The 22,286-nt window shown below is 60.8% G+C and carries 22 protein-coding genes and 1 riboswitch; of the genes, 12 read left to right on the top strand and 10 right to left on the bottom strand.

Annotation, left to right across the window (positions count from 1 at the left end; translation table 11 throughout):
* Nucleotides 1–43 precede the first annotated feature (43 nt).
* Nucleotides 44–301 (top strand): hypothetical protein, encoded by a 258-nt coding sequence (locus tag ACR52_RS10995; RefSeq protein ID WP_048723914.1) that lies wholly within the window; start codon nt 44–46, stop codon nt 299–301.
* 13 nt (nt 302–314) lie between these two features.
* Here the strand turns inward: ACR52_RS10995 and ACR52_RS10990 are convergent, their stop codons facing one another.
* On the bottom strand, nt 315–1,478 hold the full coding sequence (locus ACR52_RS10990; protein ID WP_173439229.1) for a 1-acyl-sn-glycerol-3-phosphate acyltransferase: 1,164 nt from the start codon (nt 1,476–1,478) through the stop codon (nt 315–317).
* Between the two features lie 143 nt (nt 1,479–1,621).
* Here ACR52_RS10990 and ACR52_RS10985 point away from each other — a divergent pair, with 143 nt between their 5' ends.
* The 4 genes from ACR52_RS10985 to ACR52_RS10970 all read left to right on the top strand — a co-directional run bounded on the left by ACR52_RS10985 (nt 1,622) and on the right by ACR52_RS10970 (nt 3,692).
* Nucleotides 1,622–1,801 (top strand): CPXCG motif-containing cysteine-rich protein, encoded by a 180-nt coding sequence (locus ACR52_RS10985; protein WP_048723908.1) that lies wholly within the window; start codon nt 1,622–1,624, stop codon nt 1,799–1,801.
* Between the two features lie 11 nt (nt 1,802–1,812).
* Nucleotides 1,813–2,073, top strand: a complete 261-nt coding sequence (locus tag ACR52_RS10980; RefSeq protein WP_048723906.1) for a putative signal transducing protein — start codon at nt 1,813–1,815, stop codon at nt 2,071–2,073.
* 36 nt (nt 2,074–2,109) lie between these two features.
* Nucleotides 2,110–2,730, top strand: a complete 621-nt coding sequence (locus ACR52_RS10975) for an SOS response-associated peptidase (RefSeq protein ID WP_048723902.1) — start codon at nt 2,110–2,112, stop codon at nt 2,728–2,730.
* Between the two features lie 143 nt (nt 2,731–2,873).
* Complete coding sequence (locus ACR52_RS10970; RefSeq protein WP_048723900.1) at nt 2,874–3,692, top strand: M48 family metallopeptidase; 819 nt, start codon at nt 2,874–2,876, stop codon at nt 3,690–3,692.
* A 125-nt stretch (nt 3,693–3,817) separates the two neighbouring features.
* Here ACR52_RS10970 and ACR52_RS10965 read toward each other — a convergent pair whose 3' ends face one another.
* The 3 genes from ACR52_RS10965 to ACR52_RS10955 all read right to left on the bottom strand — a co-directional run bounded on the left by ACR52_RS10965 (nt 3,818) and on the right by ACR52_RS10955 (nt 6,656).
* Nucleotides 3,818–4,402 (bottom strand): TMEM165/GDT1 family protein, encoded by a 585-nt coding sequence (locus tag ACR52_RS10965; protein WP_005784895.1) that lies wholly within the window; start codon nt 4,400–4,402, stop codon nt 3,818–3,820.
* A gap of 88 nt (nt 4,403–4,490) precedes the next feature.
* Nucleotides 4,491–4,612, bottom strand: a riboswitch (yybP-ykoY riboswitch).
* A 49-nt stretch (nt 4,613–4,661) separates the two neighbouring features.
* Nucleotides 4,662–5,660: a class I SAM-dependent methyltransferase gene (locus ACR52_RS10960; protein WP_048723898.1), complete on the bottom strand. Its 999-nt coding sequence runs from the start codon at nt 5,658–5,660 to the stop codon at nt 4,662–4,664.
* A gap of 30 nt (nt 5,661–5,690) precedes the next feature.
* Nucleotides 5,691–6,656 (bottom strand): 2-hydroxyacid dehydrogenase, encoded by a 966-nt coding sequence (locus tag ACR52_RS10955; protein ID WP_048723897.1) that lies wholly within the window; start codon nt 6,654–6,656, stop codon nt 5,691–5,693.
* Nucleotides 6,657–6,740: 84 nt separating this feature from the next.
* Between ACR52_RS10955 and ACR52_RS10950 the strand changes: the two genes are divergently transcribed.
* The 5 genes from ACR52_RS10950 to ACR52_RS10930 all read left to right on the top strand — a co-directional run bounded on the left by ACR52_RS10950 (nt 6,741) and on the right by ACR52_RS10930 (nt 15,744).
* Complete coding sequence (locus ACR52_RS10950) at nt 6,741–7,373, top strand: LysE family translocator (RefSeq protein ID WP_048723895.1); 633 nt, start codon at nt 6,741–6,743, stop codon at nt 7,371–7,373.
* Nucleotides 7,374–7,505: 132 nt separating this feature from the next.
* A complete protein-coding gene (locus ACR52_RS10945) occupies nt 7,506–9,188 on the top strand; it encodes a fatty acid--CoA ligase (protein WP_048723894.1) in 1,683 nt (560 codons plus the stop codon).
* Nucleotides 9,189–9,518: 330 nt separating this feature from the next.
* The gene (locus ACR52_RS10940) at nt 9,519–11,378 is read left to right on the top strand and encodes a DUF1302 domain-containing protein (protein WP_048723892.1); all 1,860 of its coding nucleotides are present in this window, start codon (nt 9,519–9,521) and stop codon (nt 11,376–11,378) included.
* A 28-nt stretch (nt 11,379–11,406) separates the two neighbouring features.
* A complete protein-coding gene (locus tag ACR52_RS10935; RefSeq protein WP_048723891.1) occupies nt 11,407–12,771 on the top strand; it encodes a DUF1329 domain-containing protein in 1,365 nt (454 codons plus the stop codon).
* 243 nt (nt 12,772–13,014) lie between these two features.
* On the top strand, nt 13,015–15,744 hold the full coding sequence (locus ACR52_RS10930) for a LuxR C-terminal-related transcriptional regulator (protein WP_048723889.1): 2,730 nt from the start codon (nt 13,015–13,017) through the stop codon (nt 15,742–15,744).
* Between the two features lie 12 nt (nt 15,745–15,756).
* Here the strand turns inward: ACR52_RS10930 and ACR52_RS10925 are convergent, their stop codons facing one another.
* From ACR52_RS10925 to ACR52_RS10910, 4 genes are read right to left on the bottom strand one after another with little or no spacing between them, the layout of a single operon-like run.
* A complete protein-coding gene (locus ACR52_RS10925; RefSeq protein WP_048723887.1) occupies nt 15,757–16,317 on the bottom strand; it encodes a PqiC family protein in 561 nt (186 codons plus the stop codon).
* 17 nt (nt 16,318–16,334) lie between these two features.
* Entirely contained in the window at nt 16,335–17,990 is a 1,656-nt protein-coding gene (locus tag ACR52_RS10920) for a PqiB family protein (RefSeq protein ID WP_048723886.1), read from the bottom strand.
* Entirely contained in the window at nt 17,971–18,615 is a 645-nt protein-coding gene (locus ACR52_RS10915; RefSeq protein WP_048723884.1) for a paraquat-inducible protein A, read from the bottom strand. The genes ACR52_RS10920 and ACR52_RS10915 overlap by 20 nt, the downstream gene beginning before the upstream one ends.
* Nucleotides 18,612–19,202 (bottom strand): paraquat-inducible protein A, encoded by a 591-nt coding sequence (locus ACR52_RS10910; protein WP_048723882.1) that lies wholly within the window; start codon nt 19,200–19,202, stop codon nt 18,612–18,614. Before ACR52_RS10910 ends, ACR52_RS10915 begins: the two co-directional genes overlap by 4 nt.
* A gap of 144 nt (nt 19,203–19,346) precedes the next feature.
* Here ACR52_RS10910 and ACR52_RS10905 point away from each other — a divergent pair, with 144 nt between their 5' ends.
* Together ACR52_RS10905 and ACR52_RS10900 are read left to right on the top strand one after the other, a co-directional pair.
* On the top strand, nt 19,347–19,991 hold the full coding sequence (locus tag ACR52_RS10905) for an MBL fold metallo-hydrolase (protein ID WP_048723880.1): 645 nt from the start codon (nt 19,347–19,349) through the stop codon (nt 19,989–19,991).
* A 233-nt stretch (nt 19,992–20,224) separates the two neighbouring features.
* The gene (locus ACR52_RS10900) at nt 20,225–20,998 is read left to right on the top strand and encodes an OmpA family protein (RefSeq protein ID WP_048723878.1); all 774 of its coding nucleotides are present in this window, start codon (nt 20,225–20,227) and stop codon (nt 20,996–20,998) included.
* Nucleotides 20,999–21,067: 69 nt separating this feature from the next.
* Here ACR52_RS10900 and ACR52_RS10895 read toward each other — a convergent pair whose 3' ends face one another.
* A complete protein-coding gene (locus ACR52_RS10895; RefSeq protein WP_048723877.1) occupies nt 21,068–21,649 on the bottom strand; it encodes a BON domain-containing protein in 582 nt (193 codons plus the stop codon).
* A complete protein-coding gene (locus tag ACR52_RS10890) occupies nt 21,646–22,239 on the bottom strand; it encodes a phosphoheptose isomerase (protein ID WP_007904374.1) in 594 nt (197 codons plus the stop codon). The genes ACR52_RS10895 and ACR52_RS10890 overlap by 4 nt, the downstream gene beginning before the upstream one ends.
* Nucleotides 22,240–22,286 lie beyond the last annotated feature (47 nt).

The following is a 22,286-nucleotide window of genomic DNA, read 5'->3' as shown; positions in this document are numbered from 1 at the left end:
GTATCTGAACCGATACCCGGAGGCTGATTCACCGAGGTTTGCGATGGCGCTGCCCGCACTGCTGATTAACGCTCTTGCCCTATTGGTGGCCTGCCCGGGTGCAGCGCTGCTGTTTATCACCCGCCTTCGCGAACAACGCGCGATGGCCGAACTTGCCGCGCAAAGCGAAAATCGCGCGATCGACCAACCGATGTTGTTTCTGGATGTGCGCACCGAACGGTCGCATCGTTTGGCTTACCGCATTGGGTTTGCCTGCCTCGGGCTGGCGCTGGCCATGTCCTGGCTCAGCACCCGCCTTTAAGAGCACCGCACGTTTACAGCGGAATTCCTGCCTTTACCCGATACTGGTTGCGCACTGGCGTTGCATATTGCACCACCAGGAACGGCCGGTGTTCGGCCGGGGATTCGTTCAGGCGTCGTTCCCACTCTGCCTTCGCCTTGACCAGCTCATTGGCCGGGAATACGTCAGCCGCCTTCGGTACCTGCAGTTGCGGGTCGGCATCGCTCCACTGTTCATACGCCAGGTAATGCACCGGGAACAACCGGTAACCGCCGAGAATCTGCCGGTCCATTTCCACGGCCAGCACCTTGGTGTCTTCGAAGCGCTCGGTGATCGGCGGCGCAAAGTTGATGTGGACCCGGCCCTTGTAGCCGGTAATGCCCAGCGCAATGCTCACATCGTCTTCGCCCGGTGCCTTGGTATAGATGCCGGTCGTGGCGCGGATGTACAGCTCGCGCGCCTTGGCTGAATCGCAAGGGTCGTACTCGTAGCTGATGGACACCGGCGTCAGGTTCAGCGACTGGATCACCTCGGCAAACGGCTCATCCTTGCGGCTGACGTGGAACATCTTGAGGATCGCTGATTCGGTGCGGTCATCCCCATCCTTGGCGCGGCCTTCTGCCTGGGCGATCCAGATCGACTGGCAGTCGTTGCGGATCGAATGGTTGATGTAGGCCGACAGCAGGTTATACGCCGCCATCTTCTCCTTTCGCCCGGTGATCGAGCGGTGCACGATAAAGCTCTTGTTCAAGCGCATCAGGTCGCTTACAAACGGCTTTTGCAGCAGGTTGTCGCCAATGGCGATGCGCGGCGTCGGCAGGCCGGCGTGGTAGACGGCGTAGTTGACGAAGGCCGGGTCCATCACGATATCGCGATGGTTGGCCAGGAATACGTAGGCGGTGCCCGACTTGAGCTGTTCTACACCGGTATAGGTCACGCCGTCGGTCGCCCGATCAATCGTGTGGTCGACGTAGTACTCGACTTTGTCCTGCAGCGTGGCCACGGTGGTGACGCCGGCAAACTCGCGGCGCAGCTTGCGCGCGATCATCGGCTTAAGCAGCCAGCCCAGGGCGCCGGCGAAGCGCGGGAAGCGAAAGTGGGTCAGGATGTCCAGAAAGGCCTTGTCACTGAACAGCCGGTCCAGCACTGCCGGGACTTCGCTGTCGTTGTAAGGTCGGATGGTATCGAATTGGCCCATCATGCTCTCTTGTTAGAAACGGCTAGGGTAAGTAAAGGTTTGGATCGAAAAAAGTCAGGGCGCGGTCTGAACAAACGGCGCAGACGCGAATAGCCCTGCTAATAGACCGGCGATTATACGCACAAGTCACCTGGGAGACCGCGATGGAAGAGGAGTCGTACGAATGTCCTTATTGTGGAGAGGTGGTCACGGCGTTGCTGGACCTGTCCGGTGGCGATCAGGAATATATAGAAGACTGTCCGGTATGTTGCCGGCCGATTAATTTCGACCTGCAGGTGCACGAAGACGAATGGATGCTCTACGTGCGCGGCGAGAACGAATAACAGGTACGCCCATGCAGCGAATCTATGAACCGGAAAACCTGATGGAAGGCGAGTTGCTCCAGCAGATGCTCGCCAGCGAGGGTATCGACGCGCACTTGGTGGGGCGCCATTTACTTGGTGGTACCGGCGAGTTGCCGATCTTCGGCTTGTTGGGGCTGGAGGTGGATAACGACCAGGCAGCGTATGCCCGCGAGCTGATTACCGCCTACAACGGTGCGCAGCCGTTGCCCGGCGAAGAACCCGACAGCTTCCCTGACGTGTTGGTCTGTTAGGCTGTCGGTCGGTTTATCCAAGAGTCGTGTTGCCCCATGTGTGGACGTTATGCCCTGTTTCGCTGGAACCCTACTTTTGCTGCCTTGCCGGGCTTTCCGGCCGATCAGCAGGCCCAGTGGAACATCTCCCCGACTGATTCGGTGCTGATCCAGCGCGTCACCGACGGCCAGCGCACCCTCGCGCGGGCCCGCTGGGGCCTGACGCCACCGTGGCTGACGGACCTTTCCCGCACCCCGGCGCATGCCCGTGCGGAAACCCTCGCCGAGCAACCGATGTTTCGTGAGGCCTTTCGCCAGCGCCGTTGCCTGCTGCCGGCCAATGGTTTTTACGAATGGCGCGGCACCCAGCGCAAGCGCCCGTACTGGCTGACGCCAGGGGAGGGCTCGACCCTGTTTTTTGCGGCGATCTGGGAAGCGTATCCGGTGCAGGAACAGGTGTGGCTGAGCACCGCGGTGGTGACCCAGGCAGCGCAGAGTCAGCGGCGGCCGTTGATTCTGGATGTGGTGGGCCAAGAGGCCTGGCTTAATCCTGAGACGCCGCTGCATGTGTTGCAGGGCCTGTTGGCCGGTGAGCCCATCGCGTTGCGCGAGCGGGTCCTGGCCAATATGGTCAATGATCCCAAGCTCAATGGGCCGGAGTGCCTGACCCCGGCTTAAACCTTGCCAGGTCCTGTGGGATGTATCCGAAATTTAGCGGTTGCACGTCTGTTGTATCTGGCGCAGATACACATCACCGCCTACGATACGCGCCATGTTTTCAAGGCGTCTTTTCAGGGCATCTTTTCAGGGAGAGTTTGGTGATGAAAAAATCATTGGCCGTAAGTGTATTGGCAGCAGCAATGCTGCTGGCCGGGTGTCAGTCGGTCAACACCACCAGCGGCGGCGCCGTTGGGGTGGAGCGCAAGCAGTACATGTTCAGCATGCTGTCGAGTCAGGAAGTTGACCAGATGTATGCCCAGTCCTACCAGCAGACCCTGGGGGAGGCCAGTGGCAAAGGTATGTTGGACAAGACCAGCGCCAACGCCAAGCGCGTGCAGGCCATCGCCAACCGCTTGATCGCCCAGGCGCCCACGTTCCGTCCCGACGCGGCGCAGTGGAAGTGGGAAGTGAACCTGATCAAGAGCGATGAGATGAACGCCAACTGCGGGCCTGGCGGCAAGATCTTCGTGTACAGCGCGTTGATCGACAACCTCAAGCTCACCGATGACGAATTGGCGGCGGTGATGGGCCATGAAATCGCCCACGCCTTGCGTGAGCATGGCCGTGAAGCCATGTCCAAGGCCTACGGCATCGAGATGGCCAAGCAGGGCGCGGGTGCATTGTTCGGCCTGGGTCAGGACAGCCTGGCGCTGGCCGATACCGTGGCCAACTACGGCATGACCTTGCCCAACAGTCGCAGCAATGAAAACGAAGCGGACCTGATCGGCCTGGAACTGTCGGCACGTGCCGGCTACAACCCGAACGCGGCGATCACGTTGTGGAACAAGATGGCCAAGGCTTCGGAAGGCGCGCCACCGGAGTTCATGAGCACTCACCCAGCCTCCGATAGCCGGATCGCCTCGTTGCAGGCGGCGATTCCGAAGGTGATGCCGCTCTACCAGCAGGCCAAGAAATCCTGAGACCCTGATCGTTCCCACGCTCTGCGTGGGAATGCATCCAGTGACGCTCTGCGTCGCGCTTTCAAGGGCAGACGCAGAGCTTCCAGGGCGGCATTCCCACGCAGAGCGTGGGAACGATCATTGGGCTAGATCCAGCCGCTGCTTTGCATGGCTTTGTAGACAGCCACGATCGCCAGTACAAAAAACGCCGTGGCCGCCAGTCGACGAATCAGCGTCAACGGTAGTTTTTCCGCCGCGAAATTCCCCGCCAATACCACCGGCACGTTGGCAATCAGCATGCCCAGCGTGGTGCCGATAATCACCAGCCACAACTCCGGGTACTGCGCCGCGAGCATCACCGTGGCGATCTGTGTCTTGTCACCGATTTCCGCCAGGAAGAACGCAATCAGCGTGGTCAGGAACGGCCCGAACTTGCGCGTGGTGCTGGCCTCGTCATCGTCAAGTTTGTCCGGTACCAGGGTCCACAACGCGGTGGCGCAGAAGCTCGCCGCGAGGATCCAGTGCAACACCGCATCCGAGAAGAAACTGCCAAACCAGGCACCCACGGCACCGGCGGCCGCATGGTTGGCCAGGGTCGCGGCAACGATGCCGGCGATGATCGGCCAGGGCTTGCGAAAGCGAGCAGCGAGAATGAGCGCGAGCAGTTGCGTCTTGTCGCCGATTTCGGCCAAGGCAACGATTGCGGTAGGAACGAGTAGTGAATCCAGCATCAGGTAGGTTTCCAGGGGCGGGTCGACACGGCTATGACACGTACAGCCTTCCCGCCCCGGGTAAGGTGTTCGTGTCATAGGTCTTGTCAAACCCCGGTCCGTCTGTGCGGACTCCTGGGTCGCATACGCCATGGTCTGTTGACCAAGTATGTTGACGTATGCCGGACGAGCGTGGGGCTCGTGGGAGACTACTCCCCTAGGACGGAGCGGATTCTGCCTAGGCAAAATCCATTCGGCAAGCCTTCTTTTTCAAACACCCTCAGCCGCGCTTGGCACGGTAAATGCGAAAACCATTGCCTTCGGCCTTGACCGCACACACACCCAAGTGCTCTTCGATCAGCGGCTGGTACTTCAGGAAGCTGTTGGCGACCAGGCGAAGTTCGCCGCCTTTTGCCAGGTGTTTCGCCGCTTTTCGCAGCAGGTTCTCGGTAGCGAAATAATCGGTATGCACGCCGACATGGAACGGCGGGTTGCTCAAAATTGCATTCAAACCCATCGGCGCGGCGTCGATGCCGTCACCGGTCAATACCTCGGCTTCCAGGCCATTCGCGGCCAGGGTCAGGCGGCTGCTGGCGGCGGCAAACGCGTCGACATCCAGCATCGTCACTGTGTTGTGTGGGTAGCGACGTTTCACCGCTGCGCCCAGTACGCCGGCGCCACAGCCGAAGTCCAGCAGATGGCCGCTCGGCAGTTTGTCCAGATGCTCCAGCAGCAACTCGGTGCCGCGATCCAGGCGACCGTGGCTGAACACGCCGGGCAGGCTCACCACCTTCAGCGGCCCTTCGGCCAGCGGCACCTCGAACGCCTGGGCGAGGCTCTCCAGCTCGACCGCTTGCGGGGCGTTGGCCACGGTGACTTGCCACAGCTGGCAATGCCGCGCGTTATCGAGCTTGCGCGGTTTCCCGAACGGTATCATCTGCTTGGCGGCGCTTTCGATACCGCCTTTTTTCTCCCCTACCAGAAACAGCTCGACGCCGGGCAGGCGCGCGGCCACGGCGTTGAGCAGGTAGTCGGTGAGGTCCTTGGACTTGGGCAGGAAGATCACTGCCGCATCGAACTCACGCTCCGGCACATTCACGCCGAACTGGCTGCGCTCGGGGAAACGTGCCTCGAGCGCAGCCTGGTCACCGGCATGCCAGCACCAGCCGTGGGCGTTGGGCAGGCGACCGAGCAGGTCGTCGGCCGGCAAGCCCACCAGCAACAGGTTGCCTTGAAAAAGTTCGGCCTGACGAAGCAGTACTTCACTGCGCGGATCCATGGTCTGCTCCTTGAAAAGGGGCGCAGTTTATCAACTGACGACGCGCAGCGGGGCGCCACTGAAAAAGCCCCGAGCGTTTTCAGCCAGTTGGCCGACGATCCGCTGCCGTGCTTCACGGCTGCCCCAGGCGTTGTGGGGCGTGACGATCAGTCGAGGAATGTCGCCGGCCAGCAGCGGGTTGCCGTTCACGGGCGGCTCCACACTCAGCACATCGGTAGCCGCGCCGCCCAAATGGCCGCTGCGCAAGGCGTCGGCCAGGGCCTGTTCGTTGATCAAACCACCGCGTGCGGTGTTGACGATAAATGCGTTGGGCTTGAGCAGCGCCAGTTCGCGGGCGCCGATAAAGTCGCGGGTGTGCTCGTTGAGCGGGCAGTGCAACGTCAACGCGTCAACCTGCGCCAGCAATTCATCCAGCGGCACACGGTCGGCACGGGCAGGGCGCCCGGGAATCGCGCCGAGTAGCACGCGCATACCGAAGGCTTCGGCCAGGCGCGCGACGGCACTGCCCAGTTCGCCATGGCCCAGCAGGCCGAGGGTTTTGCCTTCCAGTTCGACGATGGGGTGGTCCAGCAGGCAGAACTGCTTTGCTTCTTGCCACTTACCGGCGCTCACGTCCCGCTGATAATCCTTCAAACGCGTCGCCAGGTTGAGCAACAGCATAATGGTGTGCTGCGCCACCGACGGCGTGCCGTAGCCCTGGCAGTTGCTCACGGTGATGCCATGTGCGCGGGCGGCTTCGAGGTCGACGTTGTTGGTGCCGGTGGCGGACACCAGAATCAGCTTGAGTTCCGGGCAGGCCGCCAGGGTTTCGGTGTTGAGCGCGATCTTGTTGCTGATCGCCACCTGGGCGCCTTGCAGGCGTTCGACCACATTCTGCGGCGTGGTCTGCTCAAACAGTTGCAGGTCGCTGAAGCTGTTGCGCAACTCGCTGAGGTCAAGGTCCCCCAGGTCCAGGGACGGGTGATCAAGGAAGACGGCGCGGCGATTGTTCGTCATCAACTGTACCTTTTGCGACAGGGTTCGAAGGCGTAACCTGCCGAGCCTATCAGATGAAATAATCCGTTACTTAATGGAGTGAGTATGTACGCCGCCGAGTTTTTGACAGTAGCCCTGATTCACTTGTTGGCGGTGGCCAGCCCCGGCCCGGATTTCGCGGTAGTAGTACGTGAAAGCGTGACCCATGGCCGCCGCGCCGGCACCTGGACCGCACTGGGCGTGGGCTCGGCGATTTTCCTGCATGTGGGTTATTCGCTGCTGGGCATCGGCCTGATCGTGTCCCAGTCCATCGTGCTGTTCAACGCGCTGAAATGGGCGGCGGCCGCGTACCTGCTGTACATCGGCTTCAAAGCCCTGCGCGCGCAGCCGGCCAAGCCTGCCGTAGAAGGCGAATTGCACCGCGAAGTGGGCGAACGCACTCCTCGCGGCGCGTTTACCGCGGGCTTCGTGACCAACGGCTTGAACCCCAAGGCCACGCTGTTCTTCCTGTCGCTGTTTACCGTAGTGATCAACCCGCACACGCCGCTGGCGATCCAGGCTGGTTACGGCGTGTACCTGGCGGTGGCGACGGCGTTGTGGTTCTGCCTGGTGGCGATGTTGTTCAGCCAGCAGCGGGTGCGTGCAGGTTTTGCGCGGATGGGGCATTGGTTTGATCGGACCATGGGGGCGGTCCTGATTGCCATCGGCGTGAAACTGGCGTTTACCAGCATGAAATAAGCCGAATACTGGCGCAAAGCTAGCATTCACTGGGCTCTGCAAATCATTCCTTTGGCTGATTTGGCTGAAACATAACGTCTCTACAGTGCAGGTCTTCAAGCCAAGACCGTGCAGTCATAAAAAGGGATTCGTATGTTGCAGACCCGTGTTATCCCCCCCGCCGAAGGTGCTTACCAATACCCGCTGTTGATCAAGCGCCTGTTGATGTCCGGGACCCGTTACGAGAAGACCCGGGAAATCGTCTATCGCGACAAACTGCGCTACACCTACCCGACGCTGATCGAGCGGGTCGCGCGCCTGGCCAATGTGCTCACCGAAGCCGGGGTCAAGGCCGGTGACACCGTGGCGGTGATGGATTGGGACAGTCATCGTTACCTGGAATGCATGTTTGCTATCCCGATGATCGGCGCGGTGATCCACACCATCAACGTGCGCCTGTCGCCGGAACAGATTCTCTACACCATGAACCATGCCGAGGACCGCTTTGTGCTGGTCAACAGCGAGTTCGTGGGGCTCTACCAGGCGATCGCCGGGCAACTCACCACTGTCGACAAGACCCTGCTGCTCACCGACGGCGACTCCAAGACCGCCGAGCTACCCAACCTGGTGGGCGAGTACGAAACCCTGCTGGCCGCGGCCAGCCCGAAGTACGACTTCCAGGATTTTGACGAAAATTCCGTCGCCACTACCTTCTACACCACCGGCACCACCGGCAATCCCAAGGGCGTGTACTTCACCCATCGCCAACTGGTGCTGCACACCATCGGCGTGGCGACCATCATGGGCAGCATCGACAGCGTGCGGCTGCTGGGCACCAACGACGTGTATATGCCGATCACGCCGATGTTCCACGTACACGCCTGGGGCCTGCCGTATGTGGCGACTATGCTCGGGCTGAAACAGGTCTACCCCGGCCGTTACGACCCGGAATACCTGGTGGAGTTGTGGCGCAAGGAGAAGGTCACCTTTTCACACTGCGTGCCGACCATCCTGCAAATGGTGCTCAACGCCAAGGCCGCCCAGGACGTGGATTTTGGCGGCTGGAAAATCGTCATCGGCGGCAGCGCCCTCAATCGCTCGCTGTATGAAGCGTCCAAGGCGCGTGGTATTCAGCTGACCGCCGCGTATGGCATGTCCGAGACCGGGCCGCTGGTTTCTTGCGCCCACCTCAACGAAGAGTTGATGGCGGGCACCGAGGACGAACGCACCACTTACCGCATCAAGGCCGGCGTGCCTGGACCGCTGGTGGAGGCAGCGATCATCGACGGCGACGGCAATTTCCTGCCCGCCGATGGCGAGTCCCAGGGCGAACTGGTGCTACGCGCGCCGTGGCTGACCGAGGGCTATTACAAAGAGCCGCAAAAGGGCGCCGAGTTGTGGGAAGGCGGCTGGATGCACACCGGCGACGTGGCCACGCTGGATGCCTTCGGCGTGATCGATATTCGCGACCGCATCAAGGATGTGATCAAGACCGGTGGCGAGTGGATTTCCTCCCTGGCCCTCGAAGACCTGGTCAGCCGCCACCCGGCGGTACGCGAAGTAGCGGTGGTGGGCATCGCCGACCCGCAGTGGGGCGAGCGCCCGTTTGCCTTGCTGGTAGTGCGTGATGGCCATGTGATAGGAGCCCGTGAGCTCAAGGAACACCTCAAGCCGTTCGTTGAATTGGGCCATTTGAGCAAGTGGGCGATTCCGAGCCAGATCGCCGTTGTTACTGAAATTCCCAAGACCAGTGTAGGAAAACTCGACAAAAAACGTATCCGCGTTGACATCATCGAATGGCAAGCCAACAACAGCACCTTCCTGTCGACCCTCTGAGCTGATTTGCCGTGCCCAAATAGCACGGCAATGCTCTACTTCAAGCCTTTACTTGTGATTTGCCAATTTTCAGCCATCCTTCCCGCGTCGGCCTTCGCCGACATGGCGAAAGGGCTGTGGCAGACGGGTTGGTGATGCAAATCACACTTTAGAGGGATCAAGCGGTACCCCCTGCTGGCTATAGTCCCTCCCAGAGTTTTTCAAGGATGCGTCGCTTCGGGCCATGGAGGTTCAGTTGCCAGGCGGCATTGGAATCGTTGTATTCCGGCCGTTACAAGCATCACAGAAAGAACTCACTGCCATAACAATAATGCACATGGAGTAGCGTCGATGACCTCAGTAAACCAGTTCTGGCGCCGGGCAAGACTGCCCCTGGCCGTCAGTCTCGCCTCTACGCTCGCCGGGCCCGCATTCGGCGTCAGTTTCAATATCGGTGAAATCGAAGGGAGCTTTGACTCGTCGCTTTCTGTGGGAGCCAGTTGGTCTACGGCCAAGCCCAACAGTGACTTGATCGGTGCCAACAACGGCGGCAAGGGCTTGTCCCAAACGTCTGATGACGGCCACTTGAACTTCAAGCGCGGTGAGACGTTCTCGAAGATCTTCAAGGGCATTCATGACCTGGAACTGAAATACGGCGATACCGGCGTCTTTGTGCGCGGCAAATACTGGTACGACTTTGAGTTGAAAGACGAAAGTCGTCAGTTCAAGGACATCAGCGACAACAACCGCAAAGAGGGCGCCAAGTCCTCCGGCGGGCAGATTCTCGATGCGTTCATCTATCACAACTACTCGATTGCCGATCAGCCAGGCAACGTGCGCTTCGGTAAGCAGGTAGTGAGCTGGGGTGAAAGTACCTTCATCGGTGGCGGTATCAACTCCATCAACCCGATCGATGTGTCGGCGTTCCGTCGTCCGGGGGCTGAAATCAAGGAAGGCTTGATTCCGGTCAACATGTTCTATGTGTCGCAAACCCTGACCGATAACTTGTCGGCAGAGGCGTTTTATCAGTTGGAATGGGATCAGACCGTTACCGATAACTGCGGGACGTTCTTCTCGCAGCCGGACGTGATTTCAGATGGCTGCGATAACAACCTGCGGGTACTGAACAAGCGCTCGACCATTCCGGGTGCTGCCTTGCCGACGTTGAATGCCCTGGGTGTGGACGTCAACAGTGAAGGCGTGCTGGTGCGTCGCGGTCCGGATCGTGATGCCCGCGACAGTGGCCAGTTCGGCGTGGCCATGCACTACAACTTCGAACCGCTGGACACTGAGTTCGGCGCGTACTTCATGAATTACCATAGCCGTGCGCCGATCTTCAGCGCACAGGGCGCGCCATCGTCGGCGTATACCCGTCCACTGGGGCCGCTGGCCGCATTGCGTCCGTTGATCGTGGCCGGTAGTTCGAACTACTTCGTCGAGTATCCGGAAGACATCCGTCTCTATGGTTTGAGTTTTTCCACCACGCTGCCTACCGGCACCGCATGGAGCGGTGAGTTGAGCTACCGGCCGAATGCGCCTGTGCAACTGAGCACCACTGACATTCTTTACGCCGGTGTCACGCCGATTCCGGGCTTTGGCAATGCGTCCGTGCTCAAAGGCTCGCCGGGCCAGGACCTGCATGGCTACAACCGTAAGGAAGTGACCCAGTTCCAGACCACCTTCACGCACTTCTTCGATCAGGTCATGGGCGCCAGCCGCCTGACAACGGTGGGTGAAATTGGCGTGACCCATGTGGGCGGCCTGGAAAGCAAGTCAGAAGCTCGTTATGGCCGTGATCCGGTGTTTGGCCCAGGCAGCCTGCCGGGTGGGTTCTGCAACGCCCTCAACAACTCGACGGCCAACGGCGCAGGTCTGGCCAACGCCTCCGGCCTGAACACTAACTGCAACAACGACGGTTACACCACCGCAACGTCCTGGGGCTACCGTGCTCGTGCCATCTGGGAATACCCGGATGTATTTGCTGGCGTCAACTTCAAGCCTAACGTGGCTTGGTCCCATGACGTCAAAGGTTACTCGCCAGGCCCTGGCGGCAACTTCGAGGAAGGTCGCAAAGCTGTCAGCCTGGGGCTGGATGCCGAATACCAGAACACCTACACCGCCAGCCTGGCCTACACCAACTTCTTTGGTGGCAAGTTCAGCACGGTGGATGACCGCGACTTCGTCGCTTTGAGCTTCGGCGCCAACTTCTAAGCACACTGCATTTCAGGAAGACCAGAACATGAAAATAACCAAAAATCTGTTGCAGGCGGGTGTGCTGGGGCTGTCGCTAATGGCGGGAAGCGTCATGGCGGCAGTGTCGGCGGATGAAGCCGCCAAGCTGGGCACAACCCTGACCCCGATGGGCGCTGAAATGGCCGGTAACGCAGCAGGCACCATTCCTAAATGGTCGCCGCTGCCCACCAACGCCGGCGCCGTCGATGCCCGTGGGTTCCTGGCCAACCCATACGCCAGTGAACAACCCCAATTCACCATTACTGCGCAGAACGTCGAGCAGTACAAAGACAAACTGGCCCCTGGGCAGTACGCGATGTTCAAGCGTTACCCGGAAACCTTCAAGATGCCGGTCTACCCGAGCCATCGCGGCGCTACCGTGCCGGCCGATGTGTTCGCGGCCATCAAGAAAAACGCCACCACCACCAACCTGGTGTCCGGCGGCAACGGCCTGGAAAACTTCGAAACCGCCGTACCGTTCCCGATTCCCAAAAGCGGCGTCGAGGTTATCTGGAACCACATCACCCGCTATCGCGGCGGCAGCGTGACTCGCCTGGTCACCCAGGCCACGCCGCAAACCAACGGTTCGTTCAGCCTGGTGTATTTCAAAGACCAGTTCGTGTTCCGCGACAAAATGAAGGATTTCGATCCGAAAAACCCGGGCAACGTGTTGTTCTACTTCAAGCAGCAAGTGACCGCGCCGGCGCGTCTGGCCGGTGGTGTGCTGCTGGTGCACGAAACCCTGGACCAGGTGAAAGAGCCGCGTTCGGCGTGGGTCTACAACGCCGGCCAGCGCCGTGTGCGTCGGGCGCCGCAAGTGTCCTATGACGGGCCGGGTACTGCCGCCGATGGCCTGCGTACGTCCGACAACCTCGACATGTACAACGGTGCCCCGGACCGTTACGACTGGAAGCTGGAAGGCAAGAAAGAAATCTACATCGCCTCCAACAGCTACAAGATCGACGATCCGAAGCTCAAGTACGCCGACATCATCAAGGCTGGCCATATCAACCAGGACCTCGCACGTTACGAGCTGCGCCGCGTCTGGCACGTGGTCGCGACCTTGAAGGAAGGCCAACGCCACATCTATGCCAAGCGTGACTTCTTCATCGACGAAGACACCTGGCAAGCCGCCGTGATCGATCACTACGACGGTCGTGGCCAGCTCTGGCGCGTCGCCGAGGCCCATGGCGAGAACTACTACGACAAACAAGTGCCGTGGTACGCGATCGAAACCCTCTACGACCTGCAGTCCGGCCGCTACCTGGCCCTTGGCATGAAGAACGAAGAGAAGCAGGCGTATGACTTCGGCTTCACCGCCACCACCAGCGACTTCACCCCCGCGGCCCTGCGCCAGGACGGTGTTCGCTAAGCTGCACGAGTGACTCAATGTGGGAGGGGGCTTTGCTCCCGATAGCGGTGTGACAGTCAGCGCATGCATTGACTGATCCGCCTCTATCGGGAGCAAGCCCCCTCCCACTTTTTGTTTGTGGCGATATTTCTTGTCTCAGTTCTTTTTCAGGCAAATGTTGCAAAGATCTACAAACCCGCCGCTTTTACCGCTAGTCTGCGGACATCTGCAATGCCGACAACAGCCTTCTACAAGAGCCCGGCGATGACTGATCTGTCCCGAATCCAAGGGCCTGCCAGTAGGGTAGTCCCGACCCTGGAAGGTCGCTTCTACAGGCCTCCGCTGCCTGACGGCTACGTGCTGCGCCCCCGCCTGTGTGAACGGCTGAGCGCCGGCCTGGAAGGGCGGTTGCTGCTGGTCAGCGCACCGGCTGGGTTCGGCAAGAGTTCGTTGGCGGTGGAGTTCTGCCAGGGCCTGCCGGCTCACTGGCAAAGCCTGTGGCTGGGCCTGAGCCCACGGGACAACGACCCGGGGCGTTTTCTCGAGCGCCTGCTCGATGGTCTTCAACAATACTTCCCGCAAATCGGCGCCCAATCCCTGGGCCTGCTGAAGATGCGTCAGCGTCATCAACCCTTCGCCTTTGAAGAATGGCTCGACGGCCTGCTCGATGAGCTGACGGTGCATTTGTCCACCCGTGCACCGCTGCTGCTGGTGCTGGATGACTACCATCTGGCCCAGGGCCCGGTGCTTGATCGTTGCCTGCAATTTTTCCTCAATCATTTGCCCGACGGCTTGTTGGTACTGGTCACCAGCCGCCAGCGCCCGGACTGGCATCTGGCGCGCTTGCGGTTGTCACGGCACTTGCTGGAGTTGCACGAGCAAGACCTGCGCCTGACCCATGCCGAATCCCAGGCGTTGCTGGATCGTCACAGCAGTTCCTTGAGTGGTGAAGCCCTCGACAACCTGATCCGCCGCAGCGAAGGCTGGGTGGCCGGCCTGCGCTTTTGGCTGCTGGCGGCTTCCGAAGCCGGCAACGAGGGCGCCTTGCCGCAAAGCCTGCACGGTGGGGAAGGGCTGATCCGCGACTACCTGCTGGAAGAAGTGATCGACTGCCTGCCGCCCGAGGTGCAGGCGTTCCTGTTCGACACCGCTCCCCAAGACCGCTTCTGCAGCGAGTTGTGCGATGCCGTGCGCGAAGCCCATGACAGCGCCGAGATCCTGCGTTACCTGCAAGCCCACCAGGTGTTTCTGGTGCCCTTGGACGAGCAGGGGCATTGGTACCGTTATCATCATTTGTTCTCCGATCTGCTGCGCACCCGCCGCGCGAGCAGCAATGTATTGCCGGCCGCCAGCCTGCACCTGCGCGCGTGCCGTTGGTTCAACGCCCAGGGCTTGATCGATGAAGCGGTGGAGCAGGCGTTGCGCGCCGGCCATCTCGATGTGGCGGCGAACCTGGTGCAGAACCTGTCCGAAGAACAACTGCTGGCCGAGCAGAATGTCGGCATGCTGCTTCGCTGGAAGATGGACTTGCCCGACAGCTTGCTGATCAGCACGCCGCGGTTGATCGTGCTCTACAGCTGGGCCTTGGGGCTCGCCTGCCAGTTGGATGCGGCGGAAGAGTTGTCCGGCTACCTCAGTCGTTTCCTGCCCGCACCCTCGGCCACTGCGCAAAAGTCGATGCTGGCCCAATGGCTGGCGTTGAGCGGGATTATCGCCCGTGGCCGGGGTGATCGCGAATTGACCCAGCGCTATTGCAGCGAGGCCTTGGAGAGCCTGCCGCAGCGCCGTTACGGGCAGCGGCTGATGTGCCTGTCGACCCTGTCCAACCTGGCTATCGTCGATGCTGACCTGTGGCGCGCCCGTGGCCTGAACCGTGAATCACTGGAGCTGGCGCAGCGCGTCGGCAACCCGCTGTTTGAAGCCCTGGCCCACTACGACCGTGCGCGTGTGTTGCAGGCGCGCGGCGAAATCCTGCGGTCGCTCGATGAAGTGCGCCAAGGCTTGCAACGCTTGCACGGCCTCGCGCCCCAGCGGTTGTACGCCGTGCGTGCGCGACTGTCGCTTTACGAAGGCTATTTGCTGCTGGTGCGCAATCAGCCCGAAGCCGGTATGGAACGCCTGCGCGCCGGCCTCACCGAAGCCCGCGCCTGCCGCGATATCAGCGTACTGATCGGCCATTGCGTGATCGCCAACTTCGAAGGGCGCCGTAACGACTTCGCCAAAGCCTTCGCCGAACTCGCCGAAGCCGAACGCTTGATGCATATCTGGGATGTGCCGCCGATCTACTACCTGGCGATGATTACCCTGATCAAATGCGAACTGTGGCTGGCTCAAGGCCGCACCGACCTGGCGGATGCCTGGCTGACGCGCCTGGGGCAGACTTATCACGGCAAACAGGCCGCCGCTGCACCGGAATTCCACCCGCACTTGCCGCAACATATCGGGCTGCAACAAGCCGCACTCGATGCCGTCCGCCATCAGCCCCAGGCGGCGCTGGAGCGGCTCGAAGACCTGGCGCAACAGGCCCACAACAGCGGGCGCCAGATGATTGCCCTGATGGCGCTGACCCAGCAGGCGCAGTTGCTGCTGGAGTGCGGTCAGGAAGCCAAGGCGCGGCCGGTACTGGCCCGGGCCTTTGAAGCGGGCGCCGGAGGTGCGTTGCAGCCGTTCCAGCGCTTGTTGGAGGGGTATCCGGACTGGATGCGCGAGCAATTGGGCAAAGACCCGCAGGGTCTGCTGCACCAGAGTCTGCTCGCGCTTCTCCCCGCGGTGGTGACGCCCGAGGTCGCGACCACCCACGAAACCCTGAGCACGCGCGAGTTGGCGGTCCTGCAACTGATCGCCCAAGGCTGCTCAAACCAGGAAATCAGCAACCAGCTGTTTATCTCCCTGCACACCGTCAAGACCCACGCCAGCCACATCAACAGCAAACTTGGGGTGGAGCGACGCACCCAGGCCGTGGCGCGAGCCAAGGCGATGGGCTTGCTGGCGTGATTGCCAGGCGGTTTACGGTGCAGTCGGGCACTGGCTGGCTGAGCTGTCGACCGCCTGGCTGATTTGCGCTGCAAAGCGCTTGAGATTGTTTTGATGGGCGAGCACCACGTTGTCGATGCTCAGCCCGGCGGGCGACTGCAACGTGGTCCGGCAGGTCAGCGGCGGGCGCTCGGTGCCACCGGCCGGCCGTAGGCGCCATTTGACGTCGAGCAGCGCGTACTGGCCGGGCACGGAGTCAAAGCGCTGCACTTCAAGACGCAACAACATCGATTGCCGAGGGTTGCTGTTGGCCAATTGGTCCACCAGCGCACTCCTCAACTCATCCGCGAGGCTCGCGGCCCACCACTGGGTTTCCAGGATCGCCACGCCACTGTCGCCCTGGCGGATCACAATCTGCGGTCGGTCGACTTGGGGTGGAACGGTGATGCTTTCAATCCGGAGGGTGCCCGCGCCGGCTCCAGTGGCCGTATTCCAATGCGCCGGCGTCAGCGTATGAAAGGTAATCGGTGTACTGCTGCACGCCGTCAGCAACAGCAGCATGCCGACCCATGTGATTTTCAACGGAAACGTCATGGCGCTTGCTCCAGGGGTCATTTGCGCGGTGGTCCTTGCAGGTCCAGGGGCGCGGCGTTGTCGGGGCGGCCGCGAATCAGCGATTCCGGGTGACGGCCCAGGTAGTCCGACAGCTCGCGCAGGGAGCGCGACATGCGGCCCAGTTCATCCAGGGTCTGGGTCAGCTGTTCGCGCTGCGGTGAGTCCTCGGCCAGGGTCGAACTGGCCGATTGCAGCGTCTTGCTCACGTCAGCCAAGGTGTTCTGAACGCCGGGCAGGGTTTTGGCGTTGAATTGGGTCAGTCCTTTGCGCAGCTCGACAAGGTTGCTGTCGAGGTTGCCGGCAATGCGTTCGATCGGCAGTTGGTTGATCTTGTTGACGATGTTTTCGAGTTTTTCCTGTAGCTGCTCCAGGTTGCCGGGAATGGTTGGAATGCTGACGGGGCGCAGGCTGGGGTCAAATTTGACCTTGTCGGCTTTCGGGTAGAAGTCCAGCGCGATGTATAACTGGCCGGTCAGCAAGTTGCCACTGCGCGCCTGGGCTCGCAGGCCATTTTCGATGAACGAGCCGATCAGCTGTACGCCGGCGGCCTCATCGTTGGGGTCATGGTTCATGACCTTGAGCAGTTTGGTGTGGGCCTGCCCGAGCAACTGTGGATAGATCACGATGCCGACGTTGAGCGGGAAGCTGCGTTTCTTGGCGTCGAAGTCCAGGTTGATCGATACCACTTTGCCAAACTCGACGCCTAGGAACTCAACCGGCGCCCCGACCTTGAGCCCGCGCAATGCCTGATCGAATCGCAGGGCCATGTATTGCCCCTCGCCATTGGGTGGGGCGAGGGCGCTGTCTTGGTCGTCGAAGAGCTCAAAGGTACGTGCTTCGTCGGCCGGTTTGTCGTTCGGGCTGTACGGCGGCGCCCTAAAGGCGATGCCACCCACTAGCATGGACGAGAGCGATTCGGTCTTCAGCGCGAAGCCATTGGCGCCCACGCTCAGGTCAATCCCGCTGGCGTTCCAGAAGCGCGTGTTTTCGGTGACATAGGCGTCATTGGGCGCATGCACGAACACCTCGACATTGACGCCCTTGCCCTCGGCATCCAGCTCGTAGGCCACCACTTGGCCGACCTCGATTTTTCGGTAGTACACCGGTGAGCCAATATCCAGCGAACCGAGGGTCTGCGTGTGCAGCGTGAAACGCTTGCCCGGTTCGCCGTAGGTGATGGGAGGCGGGTTTTCGAGGCCTTTGAACTGCTTGGCGCGTGTCTCGGATTGGCCGATGTCGGCACCGATGTAGTCGCCGGAGAGCAGGGTGTCGATGCCGGATACGCCGCCGGCGCCGATACGCGGGCGCACCACCCAGAACTGTGAGTCGGCGCGGGTGAAACTTTCGGCCTGCTTGGCCAGTTGAACGGTAGCGTTGACGCTTTTCTGGTCGTCACTCAAGGCGACATCGGTCACCTGGCCAATCACCACGTTGCGGTACTTGACCTCGGTTTTATTCGCGGTCAAGCCGCTGCCGGTCTTGAAATTGAGGGTGATGGTCGGGCCCTGCTGGAGGATGCTGTGTACCACCAGCGAAATCCCCACCAGCACCGCGACGATCGGCACGATCCACACCAGCGAAACGCTGAAGCGCCGTGTCTTGATCGCAGGTGACCCTGGGGCTTGCGGGGTGTCAGTGGGATGTGACGTCATCCGAGGTCTCCTTGTTGTGTGGGGTTTCCCAGATCAGCCTCGGATCGAAGCTCATGGCGGCCAGCATGGTAAACACCACCACCAGGCCGAAAAACAGGATGCCCAGGCGCGGCTCGATGGTGCCCAGGGCCTGGAACTTCACCAGCGCGGCCACCAGCGCGACCACGATGACATCCAGCATGGACCAGTAGCCAATCAGCTCGACGAACCGGAACAGCTTTGAACGTTCCTTGCGTGCCCAAAGGCTATTGCGCTGCACGGTGACCAGCAGCAGGGTCAGGGACACAAACTTGATGCCGGGCACTGCGATGCTGGCGATGAAAATAATCAGCGCAATGTCCCAGGCGCCATGCTGCCAGAACTCCAGCACCCCGCTCATGATGGTGCTGTCTGCCCCCGAGCCGAGCATGGTGGTGTTCATCACCGGCAGGAGATTGGCCGGCACATAGAGCGCCAGCGCGGTGAGCATGTAGGCCCAGGTGCGCGTCAGTGAACTGACCTTGCGCCGGTGCAAGGGCGCGCCACAGCGCTCGCATTCGGTCGGCCCGGCGCGCATGTCGCAGGACAATCCGCAGCTGTGACAGAGGCACAGAGCGAGCTCGCTGGCCGTCGGCGGTGTGTTCATACGGTGTCCCACAGGTCACGCACATCACGCCCGGCAATGCGGATCAGCAACAGGCTGAGCACGGCCAGGGCAAACAGGCCGGTGCCGGGTATCACATCAAGCATGCCGGCCAGCTTGAACACCGCCACCATCGCACCGAGCAGGCACACCTCCAGCATGCTCCAGGGCCTGAGCGCCTCCAGCCAACGCATGCACAATCGGAACGCCGGTGAGCGCTTGCCCGAGAGGGCAAAACTCAAGACCCACATCAATAGCAGCAACTGGAAAACCGGCGCGATGATGATGGAAATGGCCGCCACCAACGCTATAAACGTGATTGGCCCCAGGCTCAGCGCTACCACCGAGTCCCATAACGTGGCGCTGCTTTTCAGGCCTTGCAGGCTGATACTCATCACGGGATAGAAGTTGGCGAAGGTCCACAGCACCGCAGCCGTCAGCGTCAGGGCGAGGCGCTGTTGCACCGACAGGCCGTTGTAGCGCTGGAGCACGCCTGCGCAACGTAGGCAGAGGGCTTTTTGATGTCTGGCGAGCGTGACTTTTTCGTACACGCAGTCGCAGTGCTCGCAGATGATCAGTTGATTCGCCATGGGGATCGCTCCAACGCGGCACAGTTGCGGTGGCATGGATTGTTTTTCGATGGCGTGGGCAAGCTTAGCAGTCGGTGCTCTTCAGGTCTGGCGCCTCGTCAACCATACTGTGCGGAATATGCCATAGAGCCCGCAGGAGCACCGATGAATATTGAAAAAACCGCGCTGATCCGCGAAACCTTTCCGGTCGGCCCGTTGCAGTGCAACTGCACGATCATTGGCGACCCCATCACCAAAAAGGCCATTGTGGTCGACCCGGGTGGCAACCATGAATTGATCCTGGCACGTCTCGATGCGCTGGGCCTGAAAGTGGTGAGCATCATCCACACCCATGCCCATCTCGATCACTTCCTTGCCTCGGGACAATTGAAGGAAAAGACGGGTGCCACCCTGCACCTGCACAAGGAAGACCAGTTTCTCTGGGATAACCTGGAGATGCAGTGCCAGATGTTTGGTGTGCCCTACACCCCGGTGCCGTCGCCGGATCACTGGCTGGCCGATGATGAGGAGCTGGCCTGTGGGTGTGGCGTGGCGTTGCATACGCCGGGTCACACGCCGGGTTCGATGAGTTTCTGGTTCTCCGATGCCAAGCTGCTGATCGCGGGGGACACGCTGTTTCGGCGCGGCGTGGGGCGTACGGATTTGTGGGGTGGGGACCAGGCGACGATCGTGCGTTCGATCAAACAGCGGCTGTACACGCTGGACGAGGACGCAATTGTGGTGACCGGTCACGGGCCAGACACGCTGCTGGGGGATGAGATGCGCGAGAACCCGTTCGTACGGGCGTGATGGGGCATGGGGAATGGTCGGTGCTGTTGTATCTGGAGACACGTTGCAGCACAAACACAGGTTGCGTTCAGTGTGTGTCTGCTACCGTTTCTGCAGTGGTCATTGTCGCCAACCTTTTGTTACAGCGCGGCGCGCGGCCATGGAATTTTTACCGTTTGTCGCGTTCAAAACTCGGCACAGGTCCATTGCCAATGTCCTCTGCACCACAGAATGCAAAAGTAGGAGCTCCCTTCATGTTCACTCCACGTCGTCTGCTTGTTGTCGCTACCGCCGTAGCCCTGTTGTCCGGCTGCGCTTCACCTAATCCTTATGACGGCAGCAGCCAGGGACAGGCGAATAATGAATCCGGTGGTATGAGCAAGACCGCCAAGTACGGTGGCCTGGGTGCCCTGGCCGGTGCATTGGCCGGTGCGGCCATCGACCATAACAACCGTGGCAAGGGCGCGCTGATCGGTGCGGCTGTCGCGGGTATTGGCGCGGCGGGTTACGGCTACTACGCCGACAAGCAGGAGGCCGAGCTGCGAGCCAAAATGGCCAATACCGGCGTCGAGGTGCAGCGCCAGGGTGACCAGATCAAGCTGATCATGCCGGGCAATATCACCTTTGCCACCAACTCGGCTGATATCTCCGGCAGCTTCTACACGCCGCTGAACAACCTGGCCAACTCGCTCAAGCAGTTCAACCAGAACACCATCCAGATTGTCGGCTACACCGACAGCACGGGCGGCCGTCAATTGAACATGGACCTGTCGCAGCGTCGCGCTCAGAGCGTGGCCAACTACCTGACTTCGCAAGGCGTTAGCCCGACCAACCTGAGCGCACGCGGTGCTGGCCCGGATAACCCGATTGCCAGCAACGCCGACGTCAATGGTCGCGCCCAGAACCGTCGCGTAGAAGTCAACCTTGGCCCGATCCCAGGCCAGCAGTACGGCCAGCCAGCCGCGCAGCAGCAGGCGCCTCAGCAGAACAATCAGTTCCAGGGCAACCCGTACTCGCAGTACCAGTAAACGCTGGCCACTAAAAAGGGCGCCGTGCAGTCAAATGCACGGCGCCCTTTTTATGGCTGCCCGTTTACATCAGTCGATGTATTCGAACACCTTCACGATCTTCTGCACGCCCGACACACCCTGTACCAGGTTGGCCGCACGGGTTGCTTCTGTCTGGGTCAGCAGGCCCATCAAGTAGACGATACCGTTGTCGGTGACGACTTTGATCCGCGAGCCGGGAATCGCGTTGTCAGTCAGCATCTGCGCCTTGATCTTGGTGGTCAGCAATGCGTCGTTGCTGATGGCCAGCAGGGTGATCGGGTCCATCACCTGCAATTCGTTATGGACTTTCTTGACGCGTTGAACAGCCGAGGCGGCTTGTTCAGCCTGGGCCTTTAGGTCTGCGCGCGGGGTTTGGCCGGCGAGCAGTACCACGCCGTTGAAGCTGGTTACGACGATGCGAGACGCGCCATTGCCCAGATCCTGTGCGGCCTTGGCGACGTTCACCTCGACCTTAGTTTCGATCAGCGAGTCGTCGATCTTGCTGCCGAAGGTGCGGGTACCCTTGTCATCCTGGATGGGGGTGTCACGTGTCGCGGTGATGGCTGTGCTGCAACCGCTGATGCCGAGGCACAGCGCAATAGCCAATAGACTGAGACTTTTAACGGTCATTCTTCACTCCCGAACAGTTGGCTGTCGATCAGATCGCACAGGCAGTGGATCGCCAGCAGATGGACTTCCTGAATACGTGCAGTGACATTGGCCGGGACGCGAATCTCCACATCCTCGGGCAGCAGCAGCGAGGCCATGCCGCCGCCGTCGCGTCCGGTCAATGCTACGACAATCATTTCGCGATCATGTGCGGCCTGGATCGCCTGAATAATATTCGCCGAGTTGCCGCTGGTGGAAATCGCCAGCAACACGTCACCCGGTTGGCCGAGGGCGCGGATCTGCTTGGAGAAGATCTCGTTGTAGCTGTAGTCGTTGGCGATCGAGGTGATCGTCGACGAATCGGTGGTCAGGGCGATAGCCGGCAGGCTCGGGCGCTCGCGCTCGAAACGGTTGAGCAGCTCGGACGAGAAATGCTGGGCATCGCCGGCCGAACCGCCGTTACCGCACGAAAGCATTTTGCCCTCGTTGAGCAAGGCATTGACCATGACCTGACTGGCTTGCTCGATGTGCGGTGCAAGTACGTCCATCGCCTGTTGCTTGGTGTCGATGCTGGCCTGGAAAAGCTGGCGAATTCGGGATTGCATGTCCATCTGTGTGACCTTAAGTAGCGCGGCTGTATGGCACAGGAATGTGCAGC

Source organism: Pseudomonas fildesensis (genome assembly GCF_001050345.1).
Taxonomy (GTDB): Bacteria; Pseudomonadota; Gammaproteobacteria; order Pseudomonadales; family Pseudomonadaceae; genus Aquipseudomonas; species Aquipseudomonas fildesensis.
Note: the sequence above shows the minus strand (reverse complement) of the source record. Positions and strands in the feature narration are given on the sequence as shown.